The organism is Empedobacter sp. EJD.6dd (genome assembly GCF_057369435.1).
On record NZ_CM170667.1, the window covers coordinates 1,135,908 to 1,148,933 of the forward strand.

14 protein-coding genes and 1 pseudogene are annotated in these 13,026 nt (G+C 30.3%); 4 read left to right on the top strand and 11 right to left on the bottom strand.

Annotated features, from left to right (window positions below; translation table 11 throughout):
* Window positions 1-456: a hypothetical protein gene (locus AC2I98_RS05265; protein WP_486413578.1), complete on the bottom strand. Its 456-nt coding sequence runs from the start codon at window positions 454-456 to the stop codon at window positions 1-3.
* Between the two features lie 72 nt (window positions 457-528).
* Window positions 529-1,014 carry a TlpA family protein disulfide reductase gene (locus tag AC2I98_RS05270; protein WP_486413579.1) on the bottom strand — a complete coding sequence of 162 codons (486 nt, stop codon included), beginning with the start codon at window positions 1,012-1,014 and terminating at the stop codon, window positions 529-531.
* 116 nt (window positions 1,015-1,130) lie between these two features.
* Here AC2I98_RS05270 and AC2I98_RS05275 point away from each other — a divergent pair, with 116 nt between their 5' ends.
* Entirely contained in the window at window positions 1,131-1,598 is a 468-nt protein-coding gene (locus AC2I98_RS05275; RefSeq protein WP_486413580.1) for a DUF4268 domain-containing protein, read from the top strand.
* 41 nt (window positions 1,599-1,639) lie between these two features.
* On the opposite strand, the gene AC2I98_RS05280 is transcribed toward AC2I98_RS05275, so the two are convergent.
* A complete protein-coding gene (locus AC2I98_RS05280; RefSeq protein WP_486413581.1) occupies window positions 1,640-2,491 on the bottom strand; it encodes an ATP cone domain-containing protein in 852 nt (283 codons plus the stop codon).
* Window positions 2,492-2,598: 107 nt separating this feature from the next.
* On the opposite strand from AC2I98_RS05280, the gene AC2I98_RS05285 reads away from it, so the two are divergent.
* Window positions 2,599-3,177, top strand: coding sequence for a PhnA domain-containing protein (locus AC2I98_RS05285; protein WP_486413582.1), 579 nt, complete (start codon window positions 2,599-2,601; stop codon window positions 3,175-3,177).
* Window positions 3,178-3,215: 38 nt separating this feature from the next.
* Here AC2I98_RS05285 and AC2I98_RS05290 read toward each other — a convergent pair.
* Window positions 3,216-4,847: pseudogene (locus tag AC2I98_RS05290) on the bottom strand (ABC-F family ATP-binding cassette domain-containing protein).
* Between the two features lie 133 nt (window positions 4,848-4,980).
* Here AC2I98_RS05290 and AC2I98_RS05295 point away from each other — a divergent pair.
* Entirely contained in the window at window positions 4,981-5,952 is a 972-nt protein-coding gene (locus AC2I98_RS05295) for a tetratricopeptide repeat protein (RefSeq protein ID WP_486413583.1), read from the top strand.
* A gap of 74 nt (window positions 5,953-6,026) precedes the next feature.
* Here the strand turns inward: AC2I98_RS05295 and AC2I98_RS05300 are convergent, their stop codons facing one another.
* Together AC2I98_RS05300 and menA are read right to left on the bottom strand one after the other, a co-directional pair.
* The gene (locus AC2I98_RS05300; protein WP_486413584.1) at window positions 6,027-6,707 is read right to left on the bottom strand and encodes a metal-dependent hydrolase; all 681 of its coding nucleotides are present in this window, start codon (window positions 6,705-6,707) and stop codon (window positions 6,027-6,029) included.
* 17 nt (window positions 6,708-6,724) lie between these two features.
* Entirely contained in the window at window positions 6,725-7,690 is a 966-nt protein-coding gene (gene menA, locus AC2I98_RS05305; protein ID WP_486413585.1) for a 1,4-dihydroxy-2-naphthoate octaprenyltransferase, read from the bottom strand.
* A gap of 49 nt (window positions 7,691-7,739) precedes the next feature.
* Here menA and AC2I98_RS05310 point away from each other — a divergent pair, with 49 nt between their 5' ends.
* Entirely contained in the window at window positions 7,740-8,585 is an 846-nt protein-coding gene (locus AC2I98_RS05310) for a glycoside hydrolase family 25 protein (RefSeq protein ID WP_486413586.1), read from the top strand.
* Here AC2I98_RS05310 and AC2I98_RS05315 read toward each other — a convergent pair.
* The 5 genes from AC2I98_RS05315 to ribB form a co-directional block, all read right to left on the bottom strand.
* The gene (locus AC2I98_RS05315; protein WP_486413587.1) at window positions 8,582-9,262 is read right to left on the bottom strand and encodes a hypothetical protein; all 681 of its coding nucleotides are present in this window, start codon (window positions 9,260-9,262) and stop codon (window positions 8,582-8,584) included. The genes AC2I98_RS05310 and AC2I98_RS05315 overlap by 4 nt on opposite strands.
* Window positions 9,263-9,340: 78 nt before the next feature.
* Window positions 9,341-10,036 (bottom strand): hypothetical protein, encoded by a 696-nt coding sequence (locus tag AC2I98_RS05320; protein WP_486413588.1) that lies wholly within the window; start codon window positions 10,034-10,036, stop codon window positions 9,341-9,343.
* A gap of 73 nt (window positions 10,037-10,109) precedes the next feature.
* Window positions 10,110-10,772, bottom strand: coding sequence for a hypothetical protein (locus tag AC2I98_RS05325; protein WP_486413589.1), 663 nt, complete (start codon window positions 10,770-10,772; stop codon window positions 10,110-10,112).
* Between the two features lie 57 nt (window positions 10,773-10,829).
* A complete protein-coding gene (locus AC2I98_RS05330; protein ID WP_486413590.1) occupies window positions 10,830-12,083 on the bottom strand; it encodes an MFS transporter in 1,254 nt (417 codons plus the stop codon).
* 150 nt (window positions 12,084-12,233) lie between these two features.
* A complete protein-coding gene (gene ribB, locus AC2I98_RS05335) occupies window positions 12,234-12,896 on the bottom strand; it encodes a 3,4-dihydroxy-2-butanone-4-phosphate synthase (RefSeq protein ID WP_486413591.1) in 663 nt (220 codons plus the stop codon).
* Window positions 12,897-13,026 lie beyond the last annotated feature (130 nt).

Sequence of the window (13,026 nt, forward strand, 5' to 3'; positions counted from 1 at the left end):
TTATAATATTTCTTCTATCGTATAATCAATTCCGTTAAATTCTAATTTATCGCCAGCACGTTTTCCAACTAAAGCATCAAAAATTGGCGCTTGCGTGCTAATTCCTACAAACTTTTTATTTTCCCATTCGAAATCTTTGAACGATAAACCAATTACAAAATTCAATTTGTCTGTCAAAACAACATTTCCTTCAGTAATTTCGTCTACTAATTCAGGACGTAAAGCTTTAAAGTTTTCTAAATCTTCTGTTGCTTGATTAATGCGTATTTGTAAATTTCTGGCAGCATCTGTCGATTGGCTTTGTTGTGCAAAATCATCTAATTCTAAACTTGATTCTTCGTCTAGATCCGCTCCTTCAGCATAAATTCGTTCTGATTCTTTTAATGCATTTATTTCATCTTGTTTTAGTTGAATTAGATGTTGAATAACATCTTTTCTGATATGTTTTTTACTCATTTTTGTAGTTTTATGTTGATATAAACTTACAAAAAATAAAAAACTCCTAAAAGGATTTAGGAGTTTTATTATTTAATTTAGATATTCATTTATGTGATCTTCTAATTCAAATTTTGTCATGGCTTGATCGTGAAAAACCACTTTTTCGCCTTTGTTGTAAATAATTGTGACTGGAATATTTCCTGCCCATTTCGGATCGAAAGAAGGAATCCATTCATTCATACGTTTGGTATCGTCTAACAAAACAACTTCAGCTTTAATATTATTATCAACCATAAATTTTTTCACTTTGTCTATAATTTTTGGTCGATCTAAAGAAACCAATAGCATTTTGAATTTTGGATTGTCTTTGTATTTTTCATTGATTTCCATAAAAGCAGGAATTTCTTCTACACATGGCGCGCACCAAGTTGCCCAAAAATTAACGACAACAACCTGATCTTTATAATTTGCTATTTTTTCGTGCAAAGCTTCATATTTAACCGTTTCTACCGATTGTGCATTTACTGTAGAAAAAGCTAAAATCCCCATTAAACCTAGAAAAGAAAATAATTTCATCTGTACTTATTAAAATATTTATTCAAATTTAATAGAACAAGAATCAATCCAAGCTATTTTTCGGGAAATTTTGTTGAATAGAATATTAAACCGATTTTTGTAAAAAATTATTCATTTTGTTTTCAAAAGAAGAAGCTTATCGCATAAAAAAGGATTTTTGGATTTCGTATGGAACGTATATGAAATTGCAAATGAATGCCGAGGGTTTACCTATTAATTGGGTAAATTACAAAACAACTATCAAAGGAATTAGTTTTAGAACTGATGTAGAACGCAAGTATGCAGAGGTTTCGATAGAGATTTCTCATCCAGATCCTTCTGTTCAATTGATGATTTATGAGCAGTTTGAGGAATATGAAAATGTTTTGGAAAGTTACCTTGGTGAAAAATGGGTTTGGACAAAAGAAGATGTAGACCAAGATGGAAAAATGATTTCGACCATAAAAACACGTTTAGAGAATATTAGTATCTTTAGAGAAACAGATTGGCCGCAGATTATTCCTTTTTTAAAAGATCGAATGATTAATTTGGACGAATTTTGGTGTGATCATAAAGATAGTTTTGAAATTTTTAAAGAATTATAATTAAAAAAGAAGCTTTATAAAGCTTCTTTTTTAATAGGTTTTTATTCAATCACACAAGTGAAATTTTCTATTTCTAACAATTCATTTGTTTCCTCTAAAACTTCGTTTCGTTGTTCTTGAGATAAATTTAACGAATCCAAAAATTTGTTATTTTGTTGTAAATCTTTTACCAAAATACATTCTTTTGATAAAAGTATTTTTTCTTGATCTGGCGTTAAAGTTGTCAAACATGTAATTGGATACAAAGCTGCATTATCCACCAAAAATTTGATACTATTTGTTTCTGGATAATCCCAAGAAATTAATCCAATTCCGTAATAATTTGCAAAATCGATGCTATCTGTTGTTAAATAAGCATTTGTTACCAAGAAACCTTTTGTAGGTTTAAGATCTCTTCCAAAAAAATGATACGTATGGTCTTGCACATCTTTCATACGAGACAAAAAATACATGGGTGTTGTAACAGATATTTTAGCGTCTTCGTCGTTTCTAAATTTACATTCGCAAAAAAGCAATTGATCACCTTTAAGAGCAACAACATCTATTTCGTGTGTCACCGCATTTCCTTGTACAATTTCTGAATGTAACGACTGATAACCTGCAGCTTGAAGCACTTTTCCGATCCATTTTTCGAAATAATAACCTTCTGGACCTAAATCTCTCAAAGCTCTTTTTAAACTATAGCGTGCTGCATACGAACTTCTATAATTTTTGAGATGCGAAAATGCGATACGATATAATTCTTTTGTAGGTATTCCATCGTAAAGATCTTTTGAAATTAATTCAAAAACTTCTTCAACTTCTTCTTTTTTTGCACCTGATTTTGTTAATGAACGTTTTAAGGCTTTTGGATTATATGGAATTAATTCACCCGAATTTTTCTTTACTAACATATAGATTGATTTTATTCTAAACGAATTTAAATAAAAGTTTATTCAAATACTATAAAAGTTTAAATTCTAAATAAAAGTTATCTTTGCAAAAGTTTTAAAGTCAACACATGAAATTAGAAACATTTTTACAAGAAAGAAGTGGTAACCAATGCGAATTGACAGGAGTTACAGAAAATTTAGCTATTTACGAAGTGAATCCTGATGCAAGTAGTAACCCTGATCGAAATGTATACATTACTCAAAAATGTATCAACCAGATAGAGAAGAAAGAAGAACTAGATGCTTCTTTTTGGGAATCATTTTTACTTTCGTCTATGTGGAGTGAAGTTCCTGCTGTACAAGTACTTTCTTGGCGAATGTTAAATCGTTTTAGAAACGAATCTTGGGCTGCGGATGCGTTGGATATGATGTATTTGGATGATGAAAATTTGGAATGGGCAAAAGCTTCTGGAGATCACGAAGGAGACGGAAATGTAGATTTACACAAGGATAGTAACGGCAATATTTTGGTAAATGGAGATACTGTAACTTTAATCAAAGATTTGGATGTGAAAGGTTCTTCTATCAATGCTAAAATAGGAACTGCTGTAAGAAATATCCGTTTGGTACATGATAATACAGATCAAATTGAAGGAAAAGTAGATGGTCAATTGATTGTTATTTTGACGAAGTTTGTAAAGAAATAAGATTAAAAAAAGCTCAACATTAGGTTGAGCTTTTTTATTTATTTTTCTATCTCTTTCAAGGTTTCCATTTTCTTAGTTGCTAAGAAACCTTTGATATCTTCAAAATGTTCTTTGACGCGTTTATTTCCAAATTCGAATACTTTTTCTGCTAATCCATCTAAGAAATCACGGTCATGGGAAACTAAAATCACGGTTCCTTCAAACTCTTTCAACGCATCTTTGATGATATCTTTTGTTTTCATATCCAAATGGTTTGTCGGCTCATCTAAAATCAAGACATTATAAGGCTCTAACAATAATTTCACCATTGCCAAACGTGTTTTTTCTCCTCCAGAAAGCACTTTTACTTTCTTGTCGATATCATCACCTTTGAACATGAATGCTCCCAAAATACTTTTGATTTGTGTTCTGACATCGCCTTCTGCAATTCGGTCTACAGTTTCGAAAATGGTTAAATCTTCATCTAACAAAGCAGCTTGATTTTGAGCAAAATATCCGATTTGTGCATTATGACCAATTTCTAATTTTCCTTCGAAATCAATTTCATTCATAATCGCTTTAATCATCGTCGATTTTCCTTCTCCATTTTTTCCAACCAACGCTACTTTTTGTCCTCGTTCAATTACCATATTTGCATCTTTAAACACAATATGATCGCCATACGATTTATCTAAATTTTCGACTACAACAGGATATTGTCCAGAACGTGCTGCTGCAGGGAATTTCAATTTCAAAGCTGAAGTATCAACCTCATCAACTTCTATAATATCTAACTTTTCTAACATACGAACGCGCGATTGCACTTGTTCTGTTTTAGAGAAAGTTCCACGAAAACGTTCGATAAATAATTTATTTTCAGCAATGAATTTTTGTTGTTCATCATAAGCTTTTTGCTGATGAATTCTACGATCTTGACGCAACACTAAATAGTCAGAATATTTTGCTTTGTAATCATAAATTCGTCCCATTGTCACTTCAATTGTACGGTTTGTAATATTATCAACAAACGTGCGATCATGCGAAATCACCATAACAGCTTTGGCTTGATTTTTCAAGAAATCCTCTAACCATTGAATAGATTCGATATCCAAGTGGTTTGTTGGCTCATCTAATAAAATTAAATCTGGTTTACGTAAAAGAATTTTTGCTAATTCGATTCGCATACGCCAACCTCACGAAAACTCAGAAGTTGAACGATCAAGATCTTCTTGAGCAAATCCCATTCCTTTCAAAACTTTCTCAACTTCAGCTTCGTAATTGACTTCTTCTATCGAATAAAATTTTTCACTAACTTCTGAAACACGCTCGATTAGCTTCATGTAATCATCACTTTCATAATCAGTTCGTACAGTTAATTGCTCATTTATTTCGTCTATTTCTTGCTTCATCGAAAGATATTCTGCAAAAGCTTTTGATGCTTCTTCACGTACAGTACAATTATCTTCTACTAATAAATGTTGAGGTAAATAAGCGATAACAGCATCTTTTGGAGCTGAAATATTACCTAAAGAAGGTTTATTGATGCCTGCAACTATTTTTAATAAAGTTGATTTTCCTGCACCATTTTTACCCATTAAAGCAATTTTGTCGTTCTCATTTATTACAAAACTAACTCCACTAAACAACGTTGAAGAACCGAATTGAACGGCAATATCATTAACTGTAATCATAAATTTTATCGAATAATTGCGGCAAAGATAATTGAATGAAAAGGATTAATTATTATCAATAAAATTTTACATTGAGATATTTTATTCATGATATAATAAAGTTGTATATTTATTTAAGACAACACTACTAATTATGAATAAATTTTACATTTTAACGATAAGCTTAATAGCAAGTAGCTGTATAAGTGCTCAGGAAGTAAATACAAACTTTGATAAGTTTAAAGCAAATGCAGTCAAAAACAGTTGCGAATGTTTTCATAAAATAGAACAATCTAAATTATATAATAGAAAGGAACTTTATGATAAAATTAAATCTTGTATTGATGAAGAAGTATTGGTTTTTCAAATGAGTGATAAACTAAGTACTATTCCAATTGACACAACTAATAAAAAAAAGAAAGATAAAAAAGAAATCAAAATAAATATTGATACAAACGAAAAAAGCGCAGAATATCTAAAATATTACAGAGCAATAGAAACTGATTTGTTTGACAATTGCGAAAATTTTAGAGATATAATTGCGTCAAGCGAAATAGGAATGGAGAATGAAATACCATCCGATAACAAAAAAGCATTAGAATATTATAGTGAAGGTTTGAAAGCTGTAAAAGCAAATAATTGGAAATTAGCTGCCGAATCGTTTGAGAAAGCTGTAAAAGAAGATCCTAAATTTTATTATGCATGGGATAATCTTGGCGTTAATTTGAGAAGACTTGAGCGATATGATGAAGCAATAGAAGCTTATCAAAATTCTTTGCAAATAAATCCTTATGGACCTATGCCTTTGCAAAATATTGCGATAGCTTACATTCATCAAAAAAAGTTTGAGAAGGCTATAGAAGCTTATCAGAAATTTTCTGAAATATATCCTGATAATCCCGAGACTTTTTATGGTTTAGGTCATTTGTATATCGTTGATCTTAAAGAATATGAAAAAGGTTTAGATTACATGTGCAAAGCATATAATAAGTATATTGAGAATAATTCGCCTTATAGATCTGATGCGGAAACGGTTATTTCGGTAGCTTATCAAGAGATGAAAAAGAATAATCAAGAAGAAAAATTTATGGAAATTTTGAAACAAAATGATATAAATTTTAAGTAATATAACTTAAATAGGTAAAACATAAAAAGCTCATCAAATGATGAGCTTTACTTTTATAATATATTATGGAGTTCTTAAATATTTATATCTTCTCCAATTTCTAATAAAATCAACTGAATATGTCTTGCAAAGAATATTGATTTTGCTTCGGCTTTATCAATTTTAATTGCAGGAAATGTATCAAAATGATAACCCAAAACCTTAGTTGCTTGCACATATTCTGCCGCTATAGAAGCACTTTTAGCACCCATTGTATAATTGTCACCGATTGGTAAAATTGCTAAATCTAATTGTCCTATTGTATCTGGAATCAACTTCATTTCATATGTCAATGCAGTATCTCCAGCAATGTAAATACGTTTTCCTTCGCTTTCGATAATGTAACCATTCGGATCTCCTCCGTACGTTCCATCTGCAAAAGAACTTGAATGAAATGCTATTGTAGATTGAATAGAACCAAAGTCAAAATTGAATTTTCCTCCTGTATTCATTCCATGTGCATTCAAGCCTCTTTCCGAATAATAAGAAGCAATTTCTGCATTCGAAATAATAAGAGCATCCGTTCTTTTTGCTAATTCTTCTACGTCATATACATGATCTTGATGTGCATGCGTAATAACAATATAATCAGCTTTTAAATTTTCGAAATCGATGTTTTTAGCTAATTCATTTGGTGTAATAAAAGGATCTACTACAATATGTTTCCCATTTGCTTCGATTGCCAAAGAAGCATGACCTAAGTATTGAATTTTCATTGTATATTTTTTTGTGATTAACGAGTTAATGTATCTATAAAATCAAATCCGATTAAGCTATAACCTAATAATACAGCAAAAAACAAGGCTAACATGGCAACTTGTTTCAAGAATGGATCATAATCTTTTGGATCTTTTACAGCAAAAATTTGTCGACGAATTGCATTTGCAAAAAAGATTAAAATTAAAAATACTAATCCAGATAATTTTCCTGATTTTGAAGGAATCATTGTTACATAAAGTGCACTCAATACAAATGGAGCAGTCATCAAAGCCATTTGATAATACTTACTTTTTTGAAATCCAAGTTTTGAGGCTACTGTAATTTTATTGTTTTTTACATCATTTTTAACATCGCGCATATTATTCAAATTCAGTACAGCGACGCTCCAACATCCCATAGATGCAGCTGGTAAAAGAATTTCCCATTGAAAAACTTTAGAATACAAAAATTCTCCGCCAACAACAGCTAAAATTCCAAAAAATAAAAATACAAAAATGTCTCCTAAACCAATATATCCATAAGGTTTTTTTCCCATTGTATAAGCCATTGCTGCAAAAATAGAAGCCACACCCAAACCAAGAAAAATATAAATATATTTCATTTCGTTAGGATAAAAAGATACATACAACAATGCAGCAACGCATACCAAAGAAATCGCAACCATAATTCCTATTGCAATTTTCATTTGCTTTTGTGTTATCAATCCAGAAGCAACTGCGCGCTGTTCTCCTACTCTATTTGCGTCGGTTCCTTTTACGGCATCGCCATAATCGTTCGCGAAATTTGATAATATTTGGAAAGCTAATGTTGTTAAAAGTGATAAGAAAAATATATCATTTCGAAAGATTCCTTCTGATTTTGCTATAAATCCAGCTAATAATAATCCACTCAACGAAAGTGGTAAGGTGCGAAGCCTTGCGGCTAATATCCATTTTTTCATACCGAACAAAGATAATGAAGATTTTACTTTTTTTATCATCGAAAATTGAAGTAATATTGCATAGAATTTATCTATTTCAACTACTAAAATGCCTCGTAAAAAGAAAACACAACAATCTATTTTTAATACGTTAAAAAAAGTCAAATTTTCGACTTATTTTATTAGTTTAATAATTTTTTGCGTTGTTTATTTTACCTATCGTTACCGTCATGGCATTCATTATTACATTGCTATTGTAGAAAAATCATTGAAAGGCGAAAAAATTACGGACGAAAAAGTAACCAAATATGATATCCGAAATATTGAGGTGATGGATAAATATTATCTCAAAACTTTTGGTGTTGATGTATCGCATTATCAAGGAAAAATTGATTGGACAAAAATGCATACGATTTATCATTTATATCCTATAAATTTTGCTTTTATCCGTTCTACAATGGGAACCTCATCTATTGATGAAACTTTTGAAGAGAATTGGAAAGGCTCTAAAGAAAATAATATTTTACGCGGCGCTTATCATTTTTACAGACCTGATGAAAATTCGACATTACAAGCTCAAAATTTTATCAATAAAGTAAAACTAGAGAATGGTGATTTGCCCCCAGTTTTGGATATTGAAACCTTACCGAAAACACAATCCATGGATCGTTTGGTGGAAGGAATCAAGAATTGGTGCAAAATTATTGAAGAGCATTACGATATCAAACCGATTATTTATACGTCGGACAAATATTTCGAAGATTATTTACAAGATCATTTTGATGGTTACATTATTTGGATTGCCAATTACAATTTTTGGGTACAAGAAATGAAAGGTCATTGGGATTTCTGGCAATTTACCGAAAAAGCAACTATTGAAGGTGTTGAAAAATACAAAGTAGATGTCAATATCTACAACGGAACTGTTGATGATTTAGAAGGTTTAACGCTTTAATATTTTGGATAAAATTTCTTAAAATCTGCGTGATAAGCACTATCCCAATTAATTTTAGAAAAATCTTCGGAAGTATTTTTGAATTTCGCATCAGCTACCAAACGCTCTCGTGTAGAAAGTGGACGATAAATGTAACGTAATTTAGTATTTATCAAATACTTTCTTAATTTTTGAAACTCTTTACTTTTAATTGAATCTTTATTTATTCCTATAATAATAGATTTTGGAATTCTTTTATCTTTTTCGGTTTTCTGTTCTATTCTTTTAATAAAATCAATTATTGTATCCGATTTTATTAGAATTAGATCTTTCTTTCTAACTTTAAATTCCTCATAAATTTCTTTATTCCTTTCAGCTTGAAAAGAGGGAGTTCCGCAAAAATCATCATAAGGAAACTCATAATTATAATAGTAGATTAAAGTATCATTATAAAATATAAATTGATCTTCTGCAAAATCAAAAGAAGGTTCTGGTATTAAAGAATCATTTCTATAATAATCATTTAAAGCTTTATTATACTTTCTATAAGAAAACGAAGAATCCGCATTCATTCCCATTGCTAAAACTTCTTGATGAATAGAATCTTGATGCAATTTATCACGTTCTTCTTGCGACAATTCTCTTTTACAACTCAATAAACTAAATCCTAAAAATAAAAAGTAAATACTATATTTCATTAATATCTAATTTCCTTAAAGATAACAAAAAAGCGAATCAAATGATTCGCTTTCCTTTATTTTATAAGAATTAAACTTTTAGTTCTCCGGATAAAATTTCTTGTAATCTTCGTGATAAGCACTATCCCAATTTATTTTAGAAAAATCTTCGGAAGTATTTTTGAATTTCGCATCAGCTACCAAACGCTCTCGTGTAGAAAGTGGACGATAAATGTAACGTAAATCACTTCTAGACAAATATTTTCTCAACGAATTTAAACTCTTATTTTTAATAGGATCTTTGTTTATCGCAATATCAATTGAAAAAGGTTTATTATTTCTACTTACAATTATTTTCTCTAAAAATTGATTTATTGTATCTTGTTTAATTTGAATTAAATCATTTTTTTTCATTTTAAACATTTCTGTAAATCTTTTATTATTATAATTTTGTAAAGCTTCCGTTCCACATAACATTCGAGGATATTGTGTTGTATCTTGATAAAAATAAATTACATCATCATTGTAATATATAATTTGATAAGCAGCTAAACCCATAGGTATAATTTCAATAGGAATTAAACTTGTATCTTTTTTTGCTTCAGTCTCTTTAAAATTATTGTATTCATACATAAATTTTTGAATAGAAAACGAAGAATCCTCATTCATTCCCATTGACAGATTTTTTTGATTGATAGAGTCTTGATGCAATTTATCACGTTCTTCTTGTGACAATTCTCTTTTACAACTCAATAAACTAAATCCTAAAATTAAAAAGTAAACCCTATATTTCATTGATATCTAATTTACTTAAAGATATTAAAAAAGCGAATCATTTGATTCGCTTTTTTAATTTATGAACTATAAATTAATCTTTTTTAGATAAATCAATTAGGTAGCGTACTCCTGCTCCAAATCCTAATCCTTGATTACCATAACTACCAGAACTTTGATTCATTTTAGATATTCCCGCATCTCCATGAAAATCTACAAAAACTAGAAGCTTATCTTGTATAACAACTCTTTCAAGACCAATTTGATATAAAAAATTAACTTCATTAGATTTTGGTTCTAAATCAGTATATAATTTATCAAAAGCAGAAGTTTGCGTATGTTCTCCTTTATAATAATTTTTAGTATCCATAGAATTTGTACCTAATCCAATATTCATCGTCAATATCCATTTAGGAGAAAATTCTCTTGCCACACCAAACATTAAACCAAAACCATTTGTATCGATTTCATATCTATCAGATGATTTTTTTTCACTTATCGATCCTCTTTTTTGATTTTGATAAAAAGCAGTTAAACGATAATTCATTTGATTTCCTGGTTTTCTAAAATTATAAATTGCTTGAAAACCATATTCTGCTTTCCATAAAGCATCTCCAATAACTGCTCTTTTAGTTTCAGACTTTCTATCAACAATATTATTAAAACGGTAACCTATTGTTGGACCAAATTCTAATTGTTGAGCCTTTACAGTAGTTAACATTACTAAACTGATTGAAGCAAGTAAAATTCTCTTCATATGATTATTGTATTTTAAAACTTCAAAAGTAATACAATATTTTCATTCACAACAATCCTAATTCAAAGTAACTTTTCTGATCGGTTTAATAAATAAAGTAATTAGAATCACTGTTAAAATAGTCATTGATCCTCCAAAAATAATTCCAGGAACTAATCCCAAAAATGTTGCGGCAATTCCACTTTCTAAAGCACCTAATTCATTAGAAGAACTGACAAATATTGAATTAACAGAAGAAACACGACCTTTTAAATTTTCGGGTGTTTTTATTTGTAAAATACTCTGACGAATAACCATCGAAATAGCGTCAAAAGCACCACCAAACATTAAAATTGCAAAACATATATATAAATTTTGACTAAATCCAAAACCAATGATACAAACGCCAAACATGGCAACAGCTCCCAATAATTTTGGTCCAACATTTCCTTTCAATAAACTTGGAATCATGGATAAGAAAAACATCATAATAATTGAGCCTATTCCGTGTGCAGAGCGTAATAATCCAAAGGCTTCTGAACCTTGATTTAATACTTTTTCGACAAAAGCTGGTAGCAACGATTCTGCTCCTCCAAAGAAAACAGCGAACATATCTAAGCTCAACACAGCTAAAATAATTGGAGTTCCCCAAATAAATCTTAACCCTTCTTTGATGCGTGTCATTGGTGATTCTGTCGATTCAGATTCTGAAATCTCTGCTGGTTTTTTAGAAATCATTAAAATCATCATCATCGAAATACACATTATCGTAAAAGCTGTTATTAGAGCAGCTTCAATTCCAAATTTGGCTAAAATAACTCCTCCTGCCAAAGGTCCTAAAACCGATCCAATCATAAAAGCTGAAGACGATAATGTAATTGCTTTTGTATAATTTTCTTTGCGCACAACTAAAGCTAAAAGTGCAAAAAGAGCTGGTCCGCTAAAAGATCTTGTCAATCCCAAAATAAAAAAGGCAAAATAACAAACACCTAAATAAACTGGAATTCCGATTGCTTCTCTAACTGATGGAAAATTAACAATCATCAGAACAAAAGATGCAGTCATAAAACAACCAATGCTTCGTACCAAAATCATCCGTTTATCCAATTTATCAACCAATTGTCCTGCATAAAAAGCTGTCAATAAAATTGGTAAAAACTCGGCTAAACCTATTAATCCTAGAAAAATTTCTTTCTGAGTAACTTTAAAAATTTCGTAGGCTACAGATGTACTCTGAATGAATAGAGCAAAGATTAAGGAAAACCTTAGAAAGATGAATGGAATAAATTCTTTATTTTTCCAAACGGACGGAACTTTCTCTTCTGGTGTCATTTTATGATTTCAATTTTAAGTTTTTAAATGTACATTGATTTTATTCAAAATCTCTTGATTTTCGGTAATAAATTAGTCGGGTTAAAAAAATCTTCAAGCATTTCTACTCGAAGATTTATGAAAGTTTATAACGTTATTTATTGTTTTAATTTATGCGAATTCTAATTGTTTTTTATCCTCTAACTGCAAACGATATTCGTAAATATCTTCTATCGTTAAAACAGTCATTTCGTGCTTTTCTGCAAATTCTATGATTTGAGGCACTTTAGCCATTGTACCATCAACATTTGTTAATTCGCACAAAACTGCTTCGTTACCCAAACCTGCCAATTTTACAATATCAATACTGCCTTCTGTATGTCCGCGACGCTCCATTACTCCTTTTGGACGAGCAATTAATGGAAAAACATGTCCAGGACGATTAAGATCATTGGGTTTTGCACTTGGATTAATAGCAGTTTTGATAGTCTGAACTCGATCGGCAGCAGAAACACCAGTTGTTACACCTTCTTTTGCTTCTATTGTAACCGTAAATGCGGTATGAAAACGTGAGTTATTATTTTCGACCATAGGATTTAGCTCCAATTTATTTGCTTTTTCTTGTGTAAAACACAGACAAACAATTCCGCTACATTCGCGAATCAGCAAAGCCATATCGGGAGCTGTAATTGTGGAAGCAGGAAAAATGATATCACCTTCGTTTTCGCGGTTTTCATCATCAATTAATAAAATTCCTTTTCCGTTTTGTAGATCTTTAATTGCATTTGCAATTCTTTCGTTGGCATCAGTGCCAAATTGTGTGATTGTTTTCATTTGATTTTTGTTTTATCATGAAACATCACTTCAGGGCGGAACACATTGTTAAGTAATAAGTTCAAAGTTGTGAGTCATGAGTTTTTCACTCAGAACTTAATACTTATCACTCATGACTTTCAGTTGTGTT

Coding starts and splice junctions, on each gene's coding strand:
- AC2I98_RS05265 (WP_486413578.1), bottom strand. CDS start 456: ATGAGTAAAAAACATATCAGAAAAGATGTTATTCAACATCTAATTCAA.
- AC2I98_RS05270 (WP_486413579.1), bottom strand. CDS start 1,014: ATGAAATTATTTTCTTTTCTAGGTTTAATGGGGATTTTAGCTTTTTCT.
- AC2I98_RS05325 (WP_486413589.1), bottom strand. CDS start 10,772: ATGAAGAGAATTTTACTTGCTTCAATCAGTTTAGTAATGTTAACTACT.
- AC2I98_RS05280 (WP_486413581.1), bottom strand. CDS start 2,491: ATGTTAGTAAAGAAAAATTCGGGTGAATTAATTCCATATAATCCAAAA.
- menA (WP_486413585.1), bottom strand. CDS start 7,690: ATGATAAAAAAAGTAAAATCTTCATTATCTTTGTTCGGTATGAAAAAA.
- AC2I98_RS05315 (WP_486413587.1), bottom strand. CDS start 9,262: ATGAAATATAGTATTTACTTTTTATTTTTAGGATTTAGTTTATTGAGT.
- ribB (WP_486413591.1), bottom strand. CDS start 12,896: ATGAAAACAATCACACAATTTGGCACTGATGCCAACGAAAGAATTGCA.
- AC2I98_RS05285 (WP_486413582.1), top strand. CDS start 2,599: ATGAAATTAGAAACATTTTTACAAGAAAGAAGTGGTAACCAATGCGAA.
- AC2I98_RS05300 (WP_486413584.1), bottom strand. CDS start 6,707: ATGAAAATTCAATACTTAGGTCATGCTTCTTTGGCAATCGAAGCAAAT.
- AC2I98_RS05310 (WP_486413586.1), top strand. CDS start 7,740: ATGCCTCGTAAAAAGAAAACACAACAATCTATTTTTAATACGTTAAAA.
- AC2I98_RS05330 (WP_486413590.1), bottom strand. CDS start 12,083: ATGACACCAGAAGAGAAAGTTCCGTCCGTTTGGAAAAATAAAGAATTT.
- AC2I98_RS05320 (WP_486413588.1), bottom strand. CDS start 10,036: ATGAAATATAGGGTTTACTTTTTAATTTTAGGATTTAGTTTATTGAGT.
- AC2I98_RS05295 (WP_486413583.1), top strand. CDS start 4,981: ATGAATAAATTTTACATTTTAACGATAAGCTTAATAGCAAGTAGCTGT.